This window comes from Streptomyces sp. NPDC046349 (assembly GCF_055587885.1).
Genome location: NZ_JBVJFK010000017.1, coordinates 146,982 through 162,858 on the forward strand (window position 1 = coordinate 146,982; position 15,877 = coordinate 162,858).

Below are 15,877 nucleotides of genomic sequence, written 5' to 3' on the forward strand. Positions count from 1 at the left end.
CCGGCTGACCGACTTTCTTATCGGTGATGATTCATCGATGAATCGAATGCGCCGAACCGGGCGCACGACGGCACGCTCAGGCAGCAGCCGGGCATGGCGATGCGGATGAAAGTGACATGTTTCAAGCCCCCGTTGCGTCTGTCACCGTTCGGATCTTCCCGGATGTGCAGAAATGGCCGTTGGTCGATGGCCGTCAGCGCTCCGGGAAGGCCGTTCCAGCGTTCGATGCTAGTCATGCCGGGCCGAATACGCATCCTTGTGTGACTCAACCCACTGCGCCCTGCGGTAACCCCCGCAGGTGTGACTCGAGTCAGTTGTCACACCTCGACGCCGGTCCCGCAAGCGAATATTGAGGGACCATCAGCCCGCCTTCGCGGCCGCCGGGACACCGCCCCGTGATCCTGGCCAGGTCGGTGTCGCCGACGACGTACGGGGGCATGGAGTGGACCATGTCGCGGTAGGGGCGCAGCCATACCCCCTCGCGCAGCAGCTCCAGGTGACCGGGGAGTGGAAGCGCATCTGGCCCGTCCCCCGCACCACCGGGTCCACGATCACGGCGGCCAGACGGAATCCCCCCTACGGTCCGACCACGTGCGGGCGCTTCGTCGTAATCAGGTATTGACAAGCGATCCGACCATATCGACCGGCCCGATAGATTCGAGCCACATGCAGGATGGGGAGTGGGGGGTTGACCGGAAATCGCCTTTCCTTCCATGTCGAGTGGGCGGGAAAGGCGAATGATTTCGGCCAATGGCGCGAGTGATCACCCTCACGCCCGAGCCGTTTTTTTCGGTACATGCTTGCTGGTACGTTGATCGGAACAACCCCGTTCGTAAAGCCGGTTCACAAGACCGGCTCGACCTGAAAGGGGAGCTGGGAAATTCACGATCCTGACATGCGTGATTCCGCGCAGGGTCCCCGGGAGGCGTCATGCCCCACAAGGTGATTCTGGCGCTTCTCGCAATCGGCTCCTTTGCCGTCGGCACGGACGGCTTCGTCATCAGCGGGATTCTTCCCCGCATCGCCGGTGATCTGGACGTGTCCGAGCCGATGGCCGGACAGCTCGTCACGGCCTTCGCGCTGAGCTACGCGATCAGCGCGCCGGTCCTGATGACCCTGACCGCCGGACTGTCCCGGCGCGTCATGCTGCGCGGTTCCATGTCGGCCTTCCTGCTCGCGAACCTGCTGGGTGCCGTCGCCCCGACGTACGGGGTGCTGATGGCGGCCCGCATCCTCGCGGGGATCAGCGCCGCCCTCTACATGAACACCGCCGCCGCCACCGCGACGGCGCTGGCGGGGGAGCGGTACCGGGGAAGGGCGGTCTCCATGATCATCGGCGGCCTCACGGTCGCCACGGCGCTGGGTGTGCCCGGCGGGACCCTGGTGGGACAGCTCGGCAGCTGGCGCCTCACGCTGGTGCTCGTCGTGGTGCTCGCCCTGCCCGTCCTCATCGGGCTGTCCACGATGTTGCCCGCGGTGCCCCAGCCGCCACCGATCAGCATGGGGGACCGGCTGCGGATCGGTGCGCAGCGTCCGGTGCTGCTGGCCGTCCTGGCCAACCTGTTCGCGGTCGCGGGCTGTTTCACCGTCTTCACCTACCTGGCCGCCTTCACCCGCGCCACCACGGGCCTGGACGACGCCAGCGTGAGCATCGTCCTGCTGGTGTTCGGCGTGGCGGGGGCGGTCGGCAACGCGGTCGGCGGCCGGCTGGGCGACCGCATCGGAGCGGAGCGCACCTTCACCGCCTCGGTGTCGGGCGTCGCGCTGACCATGGTCCTCCTGGCCGTGCTGGCGAGCTTCTTCGCCTCCGGATCGGCGGTGGTCGTGGCGGTCTTCCTCGCCGTGACGGTCGCCTGGGGCACGGTCTACTGGGCCGAACCGCCCACCGCCATCCACCGGGTCCTGGACCTGGCGCCGACGGCCCCGAGCGTGGCCATCTCCGTCAACAGCTCCGCGTCGTACCTCGGCGTCGCCCTCGGTGGTGCGGTCGGCGGCGCGGTCCTCGACCGGCTCTCGCCTGCCGCCCTGGCGTGGACGGGGGCGGGCCTGGAGCTGATCGCCCTGGCCCTCGTCGTCCTGCCGAGGGTCTGCGCAGGTCCCGGGGGCCGGTCGGGCAAGCCCGCCGGCGTGCTGCGCGAGCCCGTGCCCGAAGGGTGACCCCGACCGACGTCCGGACCTCCGGCGCCGACACGGCGACCGGATGCCGGAGAAGCATCGAACACACACAATCCATCTGATTCTGGGGGAGGTTGGCCACCCGTGGCTAACGACGACGTATTCGACCGGCTCACCACCTGCACCGTCGATGTCCTGCAGGTCAAGCCCGAGTCCGTGACGCAGGACGCGGACCTGGCCGACGACCTCGGCGCCAGCAGTCTCATCCAGGTCGAACTGGTCATGGCGGTCGAGGAGGAGTTCGGCATCTCGGTGCCCGACGAGTCCGTGGAGGACATCCGGACCGTCGGCGACCTGCACCGGCTGATCCTGTCGCTGGTCGCCTGATGAACGGCGCAACAGACGGCGCTCGCCGCGTCGCGGTCACCGGTATCGGTGTCGTGAGCGCCTGCGGCACCGGGCCGGAGGCCTTCTGGGAAGGCCTCTTCCGGACGCCGCCGGACGGCCACCGGGAGCTGACGGACTGGGACCCGTCACCGTGGATGGACGTCCGGGAAGCCCGGCACACCGACCGGTTCACCCAGTTCGCCGTCGCTGCGGCCGACATGGCCCACCGCGACGCCGGCCTGGCGGAGGTGGACGCCGAACGCAGCGGCGTCGTCGTCGCCACTGCCCTCGCCGGAGTCAGCACTTTCGAACGGCAGAGCGTCATCCACCACGAGCGCGGCGGCAGGCGGGTCTCCCCCTTCCTCGTTCCGATGATGATGGCCAACGCCGCCGCCGCGACCGTCGCCATGCGCCGCGGCTGGCGGGGCCCGTGCGAGAGCCTGGAGACCGCCTGCGCCGCGGCCACCCACGCCATCGGGCACGCCGCGCGGATGATCGCCGACGGCACCTGCGACCGGGTGCTCGCCGGCGGCACCGAGGCGGCCGTCACACCGACCATCGTGGCCGGGTTCACCAACATGCGGGCCCTGTCACCGTCCGGCCGCACCCGGCCCTTCGACGCCGAACGCGACGGCTTCGCCATCGCCGAGGGCGCCGCGGTGCTGGTACTGGAGGAATGGGACACGGCGGTGGCGCGTGGCGCCACCGTCCACGGCGAGGTGCTCGGCTCCGGCAGCACGGCCGACGCGCACGACATCACCATGCCCGCGCCCACCGGCGCCGACGCGGCCCGCTGCATCCGCCTGGCGCTCCAGGACGCCGGGGTGCGCCCCGGGGACGTCCGGCAGATCAACGCGCACGGCACGGGCACCCAGCGCAACGACGAGGCGGAGACGAACGCCATTCTGTCCGTCTTCGAGGACTGTCCGCCGGTCACCTCCACCAAGGGGGCCACCGGACACGCCTTCGGCGCGGGCGGCGCCCTCGAGGCGGTCGCGGTCCTGCTGTCCATGCGCCACGGACTGATACCGCCGACCATCGGGCTGACCACGCCCGACCCGGCGCTCGCCGTGGACGTGGTGACCGGCGAGGGCAGGAAGTGGGAGCCCGGACCGTCAATCACGCAGTCGTTCGGCTTCGGCGGCCACAACGGCGTCCTCGTCCTCGGCCCTGTCGGATAGCGTTCGGAGCGAAGCGATGGAAACACAGCGACACGGCGATCCCCACGACGTCTTCGCATGGATCGACGACAGCACCCGGCGCCGGGACCGTGCGGGCCTCACCCGGCGGGTCCAGGTCCGGGGCCCCCGGCCGAACGTGATCGACTTCGGCGGGAACGACTACCTCGGCCTCACCCGCCACCCCGACGTGGTCCGGGCCGCGGCCGACGCCTCCCGGACCTGGGGCGCGGGGTCCACCGGCTCCCGGCTGGCCACCGGAACGACCGAGGTGCACGTCGAACTGGAGCGGGAACTGGCTGAGTTCACCGGGGCGGAGGCCGCACTGGTCTTCTCCTCCGGCTACCTGGCCAACCTGGGTGCGGTGACCGTGCTGGCCCGCCCGGGCACCCTGATCGCCTCCGACGCGTTCAACCACGCCTCCCTCATCGACGGATACCGGCTCTCGGGCGCCGACGTCGTCGACACCGGACACGCCGACCCGCAGGCCCTGGAGCGGGTGCTCGCCGAACGGGAACAGCAGCGCGCGGTGGCGGTGACCGAGTCGGTGTTCTCGGTCGACGGCGACCTCGTCGACCTCCGCGCCGTCCTCGACGCCTGCCGCCGCCACGGCGCCGGCCTGCTCGTCGACGACGCGCACGGCTTCGGCGTCGTCGGGGAGCGGGGTGAGGGCGCCGTCACCGCCGCCGGCCTGGCCGGCAGCCCCGACGTGGTCACCACCATCACCCTGTCGAAGTCCCTGGGCGCCCAGGGCGGGGCGGTGATCGGCCCCCGCCGGGTCGTCGACCACGTCATGAACACCGCCCGCAGCTTCCTCTTCGACACCGGGCTCGCCCCGGCCTCCGCCGCCGGGGCCCTGGCGGCGCTCCGGGTGCTGCGCGCCGAGCCCGACCGGCCGGCCCGTACCCGCGCGGTGGCGGTGGCGCTCGCCGAACGACTCACGGCCGCCGGCCTGCCGGTGACCGAGGCGCAGGCGGCGGTGGTCTCGGTCCGCGGACCCTCCGCGGCCCGGACCGCGCAGTGGGCCGAGGACTGCCTGGCCGACGGCGTCAAGGTGGCCTGCTTCCGCCCGCCGTCGGTGCCCGACCGGTTCTCCCGCATCCGGCTCACGTCCCGGGCCGACCTGACCGAGGCGGAGATCGACCGGGCGATCGAGGTGGTGGTCAAGCACAACCCCTGGTGAGACAGCCGCCTCGGCCGTCGGCGAGGAGACCGGGCGGCGGTGGAGCTGTACGACGTGCCTAGGCGCGGCACGCTCATCGCCGCCCGGGCCCTGTGCCGCGAGGTTCGGCCCCGGACCCCGGCGGGACAACCCGCCCGCGCGCCCGGTGGGTCACGGGACCCGCCTCGGTCCGGGTAGGGCACGCGACCGGGCAGGGGCCCACCGCCGCGGCGGCACGGCGGTCCCGGGTGGGGCGGCGGGGTCGGTCAGCCCCGCCGCACCAGGACCTGGAGCGGGGCGCGGAACGACAGCAGCGCCAGCATCCGCGGCGAGGACTCGGCGCAGAACCGCAGGTCCGGAAAGCGGGCGGCCGTCATCCGCATCACCACGTCGGCCTCCGTCCTGGCCAGTTCGGCCCCGGAGCAGCGGTGGCGTCCGATGCCGAAGGACAGGTGCTTGCGCGCGTTGGCCCGGTGCGGACAGATCTGCTCGGGGTTCTCGAAGACGGCGCTGTCCGAACCGGTGGACGACAGCATCAGCAGCAGCGGCGCCCCGGCCGGGAGATCCACACCGGACAGCGTCATCGGCCGGCCGGTGACCCGGCGCCAGGTGGTGATGGGCGGGTCCCTCCGCAGCACCTCCTCGGTCCAGGGCTCCACGGTCGCGGGTTCGGCGGCGAACCGCTCCCACAGGCCCGGCTCCTGGAGCGCCCTGCGGTACATGGTGCTCAGCATCTGGGTCGTCGTCATCTGACCGGCGATGATCATGAAGTAGACCACGGCGGCCTTCTGGGGGACCCCCAGCGGCTCCCCGTCGGGCAGCCGGTGCGCGTCCAGGGCGCCGAGCAGCGTGGCCGCCTCGGGCGCGGGCTTCGACACCAGGCCGGTGAGCCAGGCGTAGAACGCGGCGGCCTCGCGGGCCAGTGCCACTTCGCGTTCGCCGCCGGGCCGTCCCCAGAACAGCTCCAGGGAGGCGTCGCTCCAGCGGGCCAGGGTGTCGATGTCCACGTCGATGGCCGATTCCAGGCCGAGCAGACGCAGCATCACCCGGAAGGGAACGTCCCGGGCGACGGTCGTCGCCAGATCGCACACCCCGTCGGCGGCGAGTCGCTGCCCGACGTCGTCGAGGGCCTCGGCCACGACCTTCTCGACCATCGGCACGGACGCGGCCACGGCCTGGGCGTTGAAGATTTTGGTCATCATGCGCCGATAGCCGGCATGGCTGTCGGAACCGTTGTTTGCAAGCGTTTGCGGGAGATCGAACTTGACGCGTGCGAGGACGCGCAGGGTCGGCACGGAGAATCGCCCCACGGCGTCGATCGCATTGTCCGGAAGGAAATTCTCGGGATCGAGCAGAATGGCGCGTACGTCCTCGTACCGGCTGATCAGCCAAAGCCCCGTGTTCTCGTCGAACTTCACGGGCTCGTGCTCTCTGAGCGCCGCCATCGCCGGATACGGGTCCAGCGCGTACCCCTGGTCGAACAGATCCAAAGTGTCAACGGGCATTGCCACCATCACGTCAATTCCACCTTCCCCCCGGTCGACGGTATCAAGCCGGCGTGAATACGCCGGAATACCGGCCGGGGAGGAAACCGTGTGAGACGCGTCTCGCGCGGAATCCGCCCGGGCGGGTCCGCGGACGGCGGGCGGTCCGGAGAGGACTCCTCCGGACCGCCCCCACGCGTTCGGTCCGGCGTCTCGGCACCCTGGGGGCCCGGACGCCGTTACTGCTGGACGGCGTCGAGCGGGTTGCCGCTGTTGACGCCGGCCTTCTTGGCGGCGTCGATGGCGGCGGCGGACGGCTTCACCTTGGTGAAGGTGTCATGGCCGACCAGCGTGGACTTCCAGGCGTTGGCCTCGGTGGTGCCGGAGGTCAGCAGCCACTGGGTGTTGATGCGGGCCTGGGAGCCGCCGACGTACTGGCCGCTCCACGTGGTGGCGGAGTGGGCGTTGCGGTAGCTATTCTTCCACGCCACCGTCCAGCCGAGGGCGGTGCCGCTGCCGTCGGTGGCCGGGGTGCTGTCGTAGCGGCCGGTCAGGACGTAGCGGCTCTCGGCGTTGCCGACGGCCGACTCGTAGGTTCCGGTGAGGCTGCCGTCGGCGTTCGCGGTCACGATGAAGGTCGAACCGAGCTGGTTGTACCAGGTGCCGGTGATGCCGGCCTCGGCGACGGCGACCTGGGCCTTCGATTCCTGCGACGGGTCCGCGGAGGCGCTGGCCGTAATTCCGGCGGTGGTCAGCGAAACGGCAATGGCTGCAACGACGATCTTGCGCATGTGCGACACGAAAAATCTCCCCTAGTTGTTGCCGGCGGAGGACGGGCGGCGCGCATGGTGTGCACGATGCCCGCGTCCGCCCGTCAAGGTTTGTGACCTCGGCCGTGCACCCGGCGGTGCCGGTGGACAAACGGCAATGCGGCATGCGCCTTTGGCGGCGGATGTGGATGGTCGAGGTCCCGTCGATGGTTGCCAAGGGCACATGTTCGGTGTAAATCGTACTATCGATCGGCTGGTTTCCAGCAACGTTTTCTGCAAAGGAGTTTCAGCCAAACTGTGGCCGAGTTCTGATGGCCGCGTCGTCGAATTCGGCTGAAAGAAGCCGCCCTTCGGCCAGGGCGGAAGCCCCCGGACCGGCTGCCGACCCGCCCTGACCGCAGCCGGTCGATCGCCGCCAGTCGCGCCCTCACGTCCAGGTCCCACAGCCGCACGGTGCCGTCCGTGCTGCTGCTCGCCACCGTCCCGCCGTCAGGGGCGAAAGCGACGCCCCACACCGCGTTCGTGTGTCCGGAAAGCGCCGCCAGCGTGCGCCGGCCGGCCACGTCCCACAGCCGCACTGTGCGGTCGTTGCCGCTGCTCGCCAGCGTGCGCCCGTCGGGGGAGAAGGCGATGCCCCGCGCCGACCCGGTGTGGCCGGACAGGGCCGCCTCGAAGCGGTGGCGCTGCGCGTCCCACAGCCGTACGGTCCCGTCGTTGCCGCTGGTGGCGAGCGTGCGCCCGTCGGGACTGAAGGCCACGCCGCGAACCGCGCCCGTATGGCCGGTGAGGGCGGCGAGCGGGCGGCGGCCGGCCACGTCCCACAGGCGGACCGTCAGGTCGTCACCGGCGCTGGCCAGGGTGCGTCCGTCGGGGCTGAACGCCACGTCGTTGGCGAAGTCGGTGTGCCCGTCGAGCGTGGCGAGCCGGCGGCGCGAGGCGACGTCCCACAGCAGGACCGTGCCGTCGGAGCCGGCCGAGGCCAGTGTCCGCCCGTCCGGGGCGAAGTCCACCGCGAACACGGTCCCGCCCTGGCCGGCCAGCGTGGCCGACGGGGTCCCCGCCGCGAGGTCCCACAACCGGACAGTCCCGTCGGAGCCGGCCGAGGCCAGTGTCCGCCCGTCCGGGGCGAAGTCCACCGCGAACACCGTCTCGCTGTGCCCCTCGAAGGTGGCCGCGACCCGGCGCCCCGCCACGTCCCACAGCCGGACCGTGTGATCCGCCTCCGCCGTGGCCAGCAGTTTTCCGTCCGGGCTGTACGCGGCGTGCCAGATCTCCGTGAAAGGCCGCGAGGCCAGCACCGCGCCCCGCAGGTCCCACAGCACCACCGACTGGTCGAACCCGGCGGTGGCCAGCATCGCGCCCCGGCTGTCCACGGCCACCCCGAGCACGTAGTCGGTGTGCCCGGCCAGCGTCGCCGTCAGCCGGCCGCCGGCCACGTCCCACATCCGGGTGGCCCCGTCGCCGCCCGCGCTGACCACCGTCGTGCCGTCCGGTGTGAAGGCGACACCGTTGACGTCGTCGCTGTGCCCGGTCAGCGTGGCCGTCGTCCGGCGCCCGGCCACGTCCCACAGCCGTACGGTCCGGTCCACGCCGCCCGTGGCGACCGTACGGCCGTCGGGGGCGAACGCAGCCCCCAGCACCTCGTCGGTGTGCCCGGACAGGACGGCCAGCGCACGCGCCTCCACCGGATCCCACAGCCGTACGGTCCGGTCGGCGCCGGCCGAGACGAGCGTCCGCCCGTCCGCGGCGAAGGACAGGGCGTTGACCCGTCCGGCGTGCCCCGCCAGCGACGCGACCTCCCGCGACTCCCCGCCGGTCTCCCACAACCGCACCGTCCCGTCCGGGCAGCCGGTCGCCACGCTCCTCCCGTCCGGTGCGAAGGCCACGGCCCGGGAGCCCGCCGTGCTCGCCGGGAGCACCGCCTTCGTCCGGCCGTCGGCGGTGTCCCACAGCCGCGCGGGCCCGTCCGTGGAGGCCGCCGCGAGGGTCCGGCCGTCGGGACTCACGGCGACCGAGCGGACCCGACCGGGCAGCGTGAAGCTCGCGGTCGTACGCCGGTCGGACACCCGCCGCAGGGTCACGGTCCCGTCGGAACTGCCCGTCGCCAGGATGCCGTTGTCCGGCCCGAAGGCCACCGCGTTGACCGGCCCGCCGTGCCCGCCCAGCCGGGCGACGAACGGCTGGGACTGCGTGCTCAGCAGCGCCCCGCGCGCCTCGCTCGTCCCCGCGGTCCGGTAAGCGTCCCCGGCGAGCAGCATCGAAGCCTCCGGCTGGCCCGCGGCCAGCGCCGCCGACTGCAGGGCGAGCGCCCGTGAACGGGCGATCCGCTCCTGGCCGAGCGCTCCCGCGCGCTGCTGGTACGCCAGTCCGCCGGCGCCCACGGCCAGGACCAGCAGGACGACCAGTGTGGCCAGCATGCGCTGGCGCAACCGCGCCTGGCGGGCGGCCTGCCGCTCCCGCCCGTCCTGTGCCGCCTGGCTCTCCCGGAGGAAGGCCGCCTCCCGGGGGCTGAGGCGGCTCCTGCCGTCGAGTTCGTCCGCCCAGGCGCGGGCGGTGTCCAGCCGGCTCCCCCGGTGGAGCGCCGACGGATCGCGGCCCTCGCGCTCCCACTCGGCCGCGGCGTGGGCGAGCTGCTGGTGGATCAGCAGCCCCGCACGGTCGGCGCTGATCCAGCCGCGCAGTCGCGGCCAGGCGTGCAGCAGGGCCTCGTGCGTGATCTCCACGGTGTCGCTGTCCATGGTGATCAGACGAGCCCGTACGAAGGTGTCGAGCGCGGCCGCGGCGGGCCCGGCGTCGGCCAGTTGCTCCATGAGGGCCGTCCGGCTCATCCGGTGCCGCGTGGCACCCGTACCCTCGGCGACGTGCACGAGCCGCACCAGGATGCGCCGGAGCGTGTTCTGTTCGGCGGGATAGAGGCGGGCGAACACCTCCTCGGCGGTCCGGGCGACTGCGCCCTGGATGCCGCCGGTGCGTTCGTACCCCGCGACGGTCAGGGTGGCGCCCTCGCGCTGCCGCCAGGTGGCCATCAGCGCGTGGGAGACCAGGGGCAGCGCGCCGGACGGTGTCGTCTCTGCGGAGGTGTCGTCGCGCAGGCCCACGTCGCGCAGCAGCAGGGGGACCAGCCCGGGTTCGAGGGCGAGACCGGCGAGCCGGGCCGGGCGGGTGATCGACTCCCGCAGTTCCTCCGGTGACATCGGCGGCAGGACGAACAGTCCGCCGGTGAAGACCGCGGCCAGCTCCGGCAGGTCCAGGCAGTTCCCGGTGAAGTCGGCCCGTACGCCGAGCACCACGACGGCCGGATCATGCGGGGTGGGCGCCGGACCCGGGACGGCGAGCGCGCAGAGCACCCGTACGAACGCGCGCCGCTCGTCCTCGTCGGTGCAGAGGGTGAACAGCTCCTCGAACTGGTCGACGATCAGCACCGGGCGCAGGGGCGGCGGCCGCAGGTCCCGGGCGGCCGCCCCGCGTGGCTCCGACAGCCGGTGGACCGCTTCGAGCAGTCGGTGTGGGCGCTCCCGCAACTCTCCCGAGGTGACGCCGAGATCGCCCCCGAGCACCTTCGCCGCGCGGCCGAGCAGTTCGTCCAGCGGGTGCGCGGTGGGCGTGCACCTGACCACGGGCCAGCTGTCGGCGCCGGGCATGGGGAATCCGCCGCCGCCCAGGGCCGGTACGAGGCCGGCGTTCAGCAGGGAGGACTTCCCGGCGCCCGACGGGGCGACGACCATCACCGGCCCCGCGCCCGTCCGTTCGAAGACCCGTTCGGCCAACTCGGCGGTGGCCCGCTCCCGGCCGAAGAACCACCGGGCGTCGCGCGCGGTGAAGGCGGGCAGGCCGCGGTAGGGGCATTCGCCGTCCGTCCGCGACCCGGCGGGGCCGGCGGCCTCGCCGGCGGCGGCATCTCCCTCGGGGGCCTCCGTCTCCCGGGCCATCCGCAGCAGTTCACCCCCTGCCCGCAGTACGTCGTCGCAGCGCCGCGCGACGTCGACGGTGACGCGCTTCGAGCCCGTCTCGATCTTGCTGAGGTAGCCCTTGCTGTAGTGCGTCTCGCGCGCGAGGTCCGCGAGCGACAGCCCGCGTTGCAACCGCAGACGTCTCAGCTGGGCAGGGAAAGGCCGTGCGGTGTCGTCGGACTCCCGCAAGTGGTCGGTCTTCCGCCGGCGGTCCGGATCCCCCAAAACATCCCCCATGGCGTGCGCGCCCAGGCAGCGAGGTGGTGCTGCCCAGACTACCGCCAGGGGCGGCCGGAGAACTGGGTCCTCCAGCCGGTATGACGAGAACAGGAACCTCCGGAGCCGTCGCGTGCGGCGGCCCCGGACGACCTTTCCGCGGACGTGCTACGGGTTGAGGCGGATCGAGTTGATCGGCGTGAGGTCGGCGTAGACACCGGTCTTGGCGGCGATGGGGCGGCCGCAGCCCGCGCCGTTGGAGCCGGTGCACAGGTTTGCGGTCGCACCGCCGTACTGATTGTTGAGCACCCAGTGGTTCCCGAACTGGTCGGTGAGGTTGTGGGACCCGTACCTGTGGAAGACGTGGGTCGGCCTGACGGCCGGGTTCTGGTTCTGAGGGTAGATGCAGACCGCCCCGTCCGGGCAGCCCGCCCAGACGTCGACCGGCTTTGCCTCCACCGAGGCGCTGAGCGCGACCACGGCGACGACGGAGGTGGCGAGAGCGGCGGCGCCGCGGAACAGCTTGCGCATGGTTTCCCCTTGCGGATGGCTCCTCGTGCTGACGCCACCAGACTTGCGCCGCCGGGGCGGCGGGGGCGACCCGTTGCCCGTTGCCCGTTTCGAGGGCGACCGGGAAACCGGCCATGACCTGAGCCGTTGCCGATCGGAGGGCAACAGCGCCCGACGGCCCCCGGCCACCGGTATGACGATCCACTCTCCGGACGTCAAAATGCGGCCGTTTGCCCACGGCATGCATCGATACGCTCACCCAGTGTGGCGATATGCCCCAATCGCCCATAACTTCTGCATTGTGACGAACCGACAACTCAAGTCCCTCACGTGCATCGCCGTCGTCATGGCCGCTGGATTCGGCGTGTTCGCGCCACCCGCCTCCGCGGCCGGACACCGAGTGCACCCGGGCGACTCGATCCAGGACGCGGTGGATTCCGCGCAGCCGGGCGACATCATCACCGTGATGCCCGGCACCTACTACGAGAACGTGCTGATCACGAAGAGGCTGACGCTGCGCGGCTGGGGCGAGCGGACGGTGATCAGGCCGCCCGCCGCGAAGACCCTGCCCGCCACCCCCAAGGCGTCCGGACGCGCAGCCCCCGCCTGCTCCCAGGCCGACACCGGCATCTGCGTCATGGGGACCGAGGAACAGCCCGTCACCGGCGTCGAGATCCGTGCGCTCACCGTCTCCGGCTTCAAGCGGAACGGCATCTGGGCCTCGTACACCGACCGGCTGAGCGTCGAGCGCGTGATCTCGGAGAACAACAGCACCTGGGGCATCGCCCAGGAACGCTCCACCCGCGGGTTCTTCCGCGACAACATCGCCCGCGACAACGCCGAGTCCGGCATCTTCATCGCCAACACGGTCGCACGCGAGGGCGGCGCCACCGACACCCGGGGCGCCGTGATCCGGGGCAACAGGCTGACCGGCAACCGGATCGGCGTCACCGTCAGGCGCGTGCGCAACCTCACCGTCAGCGGCAACAACCTCACCGGCAACTGCGGCGGCGTGTTCGTCGTCGGCGACGAGGGCGAGCCCGGCGCCGGGGACCTGACCATCCGCGGCAACCGCATCCACGAGAACAACAAGTTCTGCAAGGGCAACAGCCGCCTCCCCGACATCCAGGGCGTCGGCGTCGTTCTCACCGGCGCCGAAGAGACGATCGTGCGTTCGAACTCCATCCGCGGCAACGTCGGATCCTCCCCCCTGTCGGGCGGCATCCTGCTGTTCAAGAGCTTCGTGGGCGCGACGAACACCGACAACGTCATCGAGAACAACGTGGTGCGGGACAACCTGCCGGCCGACCTGGCCAACCAGGGAGCCGGGTCGGGCAACCGGTTCCTCAACAACCGGTGCGACACCTCCGTGCCCACCGGCATGTGCTGACCCGTGTTCCCCCTCATCAGGAGAATCGAGGCCGTATGACCACGGTGAGTTCCACCCCCGCCCCCGCCCCGGTGCCCGTTCCCGCCCCGAACGCCGGCCCCCCGCACACGCCCCCGCCCGCCATGCGCCTGCGCGAGCTCGCCTTCGGGGCGGCCGTCGCCGCCGCCGTACGGGCCGCGGCACGCCTGAAGGTCGCCGACGCCCTCGGGGAGTCGCCCGCCACTCCCGCCGAGCTCGCCGCCGCGGTGCACGTGGAGCCGAAGCCCCTGCAACGCCTGCTCCGGGCCCTGTCCTGCTACGGGATCTTCGCCGAGACCGAGGACGGAAGCTTCGTCCACACCGAGATGTCGCGGCTGCTGCGGGAGGACGACCCGCACAGCCTGCGCTACATCTCCCTGTGGTGCACCGAACCCTGGACCTGGCAGGCGTGGCCGCGGCTCGACGACGCCGTGCGCACCGGTGACGGCGCGGGCATCTTCCACGACCTCTTCGGCAAGGGGTTCTTCGACTACCTGCACGAGGACGCGCACGAGTCGGCGCACGTCTTCAACCGCGCCATGACCACCTCCAGCGTGCAGTCGGCGCTGGACGTCGCGGCCCTCCTCGACCTCACCGGCGTCTCGGTGGTCGCGGACATCGGCGGCGGCCAGGGGCACGTGCTGGCCAGCCTCCTCGAGAAGCACCCGACCGTACGGGGGCACCTGCTCGACCTGCCCGGTGTGGTCGCCAAGGCCGATCCCCGCCTGCTGGACGGCGGTCCCCTCGCCGACCGCACCCGTATCGTCCCCGGCGACTGCCGTGAGGCCGTCCCGGTCGAGGCCGACCTCTACATCATCAAGAACATCCTCGAATGGGACGACGGGAGCACCCGCAGGTGCTTGCGCAACGTCGTCGCCACCGCCCGCCCCGGAGCCAGGGTCGTCGCCATCGAGAACCTGGTCGACGACACGCCGTCGATGCGGTTCACCACGGCCATGGACCTGATGCTGCTGCTCAACGTCGGCGGTGCCAAGCACACCAAGGAGAGCCTCAGCACCCGGCTGGCCGACGCCGGACTGGTGCTCGGCGACATCCGGCCCGTCAACGCGTACCTGCACGCCTTCGAGTGCACCGTGCCCGGGTGATCCCGGCCGGCACACGCCACGACGCCCCGGGACCGGCGGTCGGCCGGTCCCGGGGCGTCGTCGTGCGTACGGGCGGCGGCGCCCGTACGCCCGTACGCGTCAGGTCCCTGCCGTCAGGGCGTTGTTGACGAGGTCGAGGAACTCGCGCGGGGACTTGCACTGGTCCGCACCGGCGGGGAGGGACCGGCCGTGCCGGTTCTCCAGCTCGCCGACGATGCCCAGCAGTCCCAGGGAGTCGAGCCCCCACTCGTCGAACTGCGAGTCCGGCCGGCTCGCCATCACGGCGGGGTCCACGGCGATGCCCGCCCCCTTCTTCATCAGCGCGGCCAGCTCTTCCACGGTCAGTCGCTCGGTCATGGCGGGCTTCTCCTCAGGCTCGGTCCGGCGAACGCCGGTCGGTGATCAGGCGCATCTCAGAGCGCTCGAGGAAGCGTGAGATCTCCTGGTGGGTGGTGGGGACGCCGTCCTTGGCGCTGTCGAGCAGCCGCGCGAGCACCGCCGCCCGGTGGCCGCCCTCGACGCCGAGCGTCAGAGCCGGCCGGGCGTCGTGCGGCCCGCGCAGGTCGAGGAGCCGCACGACGATGTCGTCGCGCTGGAAGACGGTGCTCGCCTCGATGGGACTCGCCGCGTCGTCCACGGCCGCCTCGTCCTGTGCGGCGAGCAGCCGGGCCAGCTCCATCCCGCAGCCCTTCTTGGCGGGGTAGAACAGCGCGTGCCGTCCGAGTTCCCGGCTCTCGCCGCCGCCGGCCGCCACGTGGTGCACCGCGGGGAGCGCCGCACGGGTGAAGAAGGTCCGGGCCGAGCCGGGGTCGCTGAGATCGCGGTCCTGCTCCAGGTACGGGTTGATGGCCTCCTCCAGCGCCCTGACCTCGGGCTGCAGGGCCACGTGTCGCAGCGCCGCGAGCAGGTCGCCCTCGACCTCGACGGCCCGCACGACCCGGTTGCCGTGCATGAAGAGCGAAGTGCGGCGCAGCCGGGTGTGCTCGTCGACCTGCGCCTGCGGGGACGCGTACCCGCTCAGCAGCTCCGCCACGACGGCCTCGCTGCCCGGCTTGACGGTGAAGGTCAGGGCGTGGCGGACGACGCCGTCGCCGCGCCGCGGGGCGACCTGGAGGCGGCCCCGGCCCCTGGACCGGTCCGGGGCTTCCGCGGAAGGGGAAGCGAAGCCGGGGCCGGCGGACGCGCCGGAGGAGAATCCCGCGACGGCGGGGCCGTGGTCCTGGCCGGTCTCCCGCAGCACGCTGAACCTCAGCGAGCGGGTGTCCCGTACGCAGCCGTGCAACGGCTGGACCGACGCGACGTGCTCCTCGCTGTTGACCCAGGCCAAGAACCGCGGTGCGCTCTCCCATTCACTGGTGATCAGCCATTGCGACGGATTCTCGATCGACTGGCACAGCTCGTCCCGGATGTGCCCGGGAACGGAGGAGACCTGCTTGTGGAGGTCCTCGTAGACCTCCAGGAACTGGTTCTGCGCACCGTCGTACAGATCCAGCAGCAGCACGACCCGAAGTCGCGAGTCGTCGAAGGCGGACTGGGATATCCGTTCCGACAAGGTTGTCATCGTTCACACTCCTTCGAGACCACACGGTCG

The 15,877-nt window shown here is 71.8% G+C and carries 13 protein-coding genes; 6 read left to right on the forward strand and 7 right to left on the reverse strand.

Annotation, left to right across the window (positions count from 1 at the left end):
- Nucleotides 1-17: 17 nt before the first annotated feature.
- A complete protein-coding gene (locus tag ACZ6JS_RS32740) occupies nucleotides 18-236 on the reverse strand; it encodes a hypothetical protein (protein WP_469303399.1) in 219 nt (72 codons plus the stop codon).
- A 694-nt stretch (nucleotides 237-930) separates the two neighbouring features.
- On the opposite strand from ACZ6JS_RS32740, the gene ACZ6JS_RS32745 reads away from it, so the two are divergent.
- From ACZ6JS_RS32745 to ACZ6JS_RS32760, 4 genes are all read left to right on the forward strand, one after another.
- Nucleotides 931-2,157 carry an MFS transporter gene (locus ACZ6JS_RS32745; protein ID WP_469303401.1) on the forward strand — a complete coding sequence of 409 codons (1,227 nt, stop codon included), beginning with the start codon at nucleotides 931-933 and terminating at the stop codon, nucleotides 2,155-2,157.
- Between the two features lie 102 nt (nucleotides 2,158-2,259).
- A complete protein-coding gene (locus ACZ6JS_RS32750) occupies nucleotides 2,260-2,502 on the forward strand; it encodes an acyl carrier protein (RefSeq protein ID WP_469303403.1) in 243 nt (80 codons plus the stop codon).
- A complete protein-coding gene (locus ACZ6JS_RS32755; protein ID WP_469303405.1) occupies nucleotides 2,502-3,683 on the forward strand; it encodes a beta-ketoacyl-[acyl-carrier-protein] synthase family protein in 1,182 nt (393 codons plus the stop codon). The genes ACZ6JS_RS32750 and ACZ6JS_RS32755 overlap by 1 nt, the downstream gene beginning before the upstream one ends.
- 16 nt (nucleotides 3,684-3,699) lie before the next feature.
- On the forward strand, nucleotides 3,700-4,863 hold the full coding sequence (locus tag ACZ6JS_RS32760; protein ID WP_469303407.1) for an 8-amino-7-oxononanoate synthase: 1,164 nt from the start codon (nucleotides 3,700-3,702) through the stop codon (nucleotides 4,861-4,863).
- Nucleotides 4,864-5,108: 245 nt separating this feature from the next.
- Here ACZ6JS_RS32760 and ACZ6JS_RS32765 read toward each other — a convergent pair whose 3' ends face one another.
- The 4 genes from ACZ6JS_RS32765 to ACZ6JS_RS32780 form a co-directional block, all read right to left on the reverse strand.
- Complete coding sequence (locus ACZ6JS_RS32765) at nucleotides 5,109-6,347, reverse strand: cytochrome P450 (protein ID WP_469303409.1); 1,239 nt, start codon at nucleotides 6,345-6,347, stop codon at nucleotides 5,109-5,111.
- A gap of 218 nt (nucleotides 6,348-6,565) precedes the next feature.
- Nucleotides 6,566-7,117 (reverse strand): streptavidin, encoded by a 552-nt coding sequence (locus tag ACZ6JS_RS32770; RefSeq protein WP_469303411.1) that lies wholly within the window; start codon nucleotides 7,115-7,117, stop codon nucleotides 6,566-6,568.
- Nucleotides 7,118-7,338: 221 nt separating this feature from the next.
- Entirely contained in the window at nucleotides 7,339-11,283 is a 3,945-nt protein-coding gene (locus ACZ6JS_RS32775) for an nSTAND1 domain-containing NTPase (protein WP_469303412.1), read from the reverse strand.
- A gap of 147 nt (nucleotides 11,284-11,430) precedes the next feature.
- A complete protein-coding gene (locus tag ACZ6JS_RS32780; protein WP_469303414.1) occupies nucleotides 11,431-11,793 on the reverse strand; it encodes a hypothetical protein in 363 nt (120 codons plus the stop codon).
- A gap of 325 nt (nucleotides 11,794-12,118) precedes the next feature.
- On the opposite strand from ACZ6JS_RS32780, the gene ACZ6JS_RS32785 reads away from it, so the two are divergent.
- A complete protein-coding gene (locus ACZ6JS_RS32785) occupies nucleotides 12,119-13,162 on the forward strand; it encodes a right-handed parallel beta-helix repeat-containing protein (RefSeq protein ID WP_469303453.1) in 1,044 nt (347 codons plus the stop codon).
- Between the two features lie 35 nt (nucleotides 13,163-13,197).
- Nucleotides 13,198-14,286: a methyltransferase gene (locus ACZ6JS_RS32790; RefSeq protein WP_469303415.1), complete on the forward strand. Its 1,089-nt coding sequence runs from the start codon at nucleotides 13,198-13,200 to the stop codon at nucleotides 14,284-14,286.
- 99 nt (nucleotides 14,287-14,385) lie between these two features.
- On the opposite strand, the gene ACZ6JS_RS32795 is transcribed toward ACZ6JS_RS32790, so the two are convergent.
- A complete protein-coding gene (locus ACZ6JS_RS32795) occupies nucleotides 14,386-14,643 on the reverse strand; it encodes an acyl carrier protein (protein ID WP_469303417.1) in 258 nt (85 codons plus the stop codon).
- A 13-nt stretch (nucleotides 14,644-14,656) separates the two neighbouring features.
- Nucleotides 14,657-15,847, reverse strand: a complete 1,191-nt coding sequence (locus ACZ6JS_RS32800) for a SchA/CurD-like domain-containing protein (RefSeq protein WP_469303418.1) — start codon at nucleotides 15,845-15,847, stop codon at nucleotides 14,657-14,659.
- Nucleotides 15,848-15,877: the final 30 nt, after the last annotated feature.

Excerpts from the sequence above, each read along its gene's own strand:
- ACZ6JS_RS32740 (WP_469303399.1), bottom strand. The coding sequence starts at position 236 with ATGACTAGCATCGAACGCTGGAACGGCCTTCCCGGAGCGCTGACGGCC.
- ACZ6JS_RS32745 (WP_469303401.1), top strand. The coding sequence starts at position 931 with ATGCCCCACAAGGTGATTCTGGCGCTTCTCGCAATCGGCTCCTTTGCC.
- ACZ6JS_RS32755 (WP_469303405.1), top strand. The coding sequence starts at position 2,502 with ATGAACGGCGCAACAGACGGCGCTCGCCGCGTCGCGGTCACCGGTATC.
- ACZ6JS_RS32760 (WP_469303407.1), top strand. The coding sequence starts at position 3,700 with ATGGAAACACAGCGACACGGCGATCCCCACGACGTCTTCGCATGGATC.
- ACZ6JS_RS32765 (WP_469303409.1), bottom strand. The coding sequence starts at position 6,347 with ATGCCCGTTGACACTTTGGATCTGTTCGACCAGGGGTACGCGCTGGAC.
- ACZ6JS_RS32770 (WP_469303411.1), bottom strand. The coding sequence starts at position 7,117 with ATGCGCAAGATCGTCGTTGCAGCCATTGCCGTTTCGCTGACCACCGCC.
- ACZ6JS_RS32775 (WP_469303412.1), bottom strand. The coding sequence starts at position 11,283 with ATGGGGGATGTTTTGGGGGATCCGGACCGCCGGCGGAAGACCGACCAC.
- ACZ6JS_RS32780 (WP_469303414.1), bottom strand. The coding sequence starts at position 11,793 with ATGCGCAAGCTGTTCCGCGGCGCCGCCGCTCTCGCCACCTCCGTCGTC.
- ACZ6JS_RS32785 (WP_469303453.1), top strand. The coding sequence starts at position 12,119 with ATGGCCGCTGGATTCGGCGTGTTCGCGCCACCCGCCTCCGCGGCCGGA.
- ACZ6JS_RS32790 (WP_469303415.1), top strand. The coding sequence starts at position 13,198 with ATGACCACGGTGAGTTCCACCCCCGCCCCCGCCCCGGTGCCCGTTCCC.
- ACZ6JS_RS32795 (WP_469303417.1), bottom strand. The coding sequence starts at position 14,643 with ATGACCGAGCGACTGACCGTGGAAGAGCTGGCCGCGCTGATGAAGAAG.
- ACZ6JS_RS32800 (WP_469303418.1), bottom strand. The coding sequence starts at position 15,847 with ATGACAACCTTGTCGGAACGGATATCCCAGTCCGCCTTCGACGACTCG.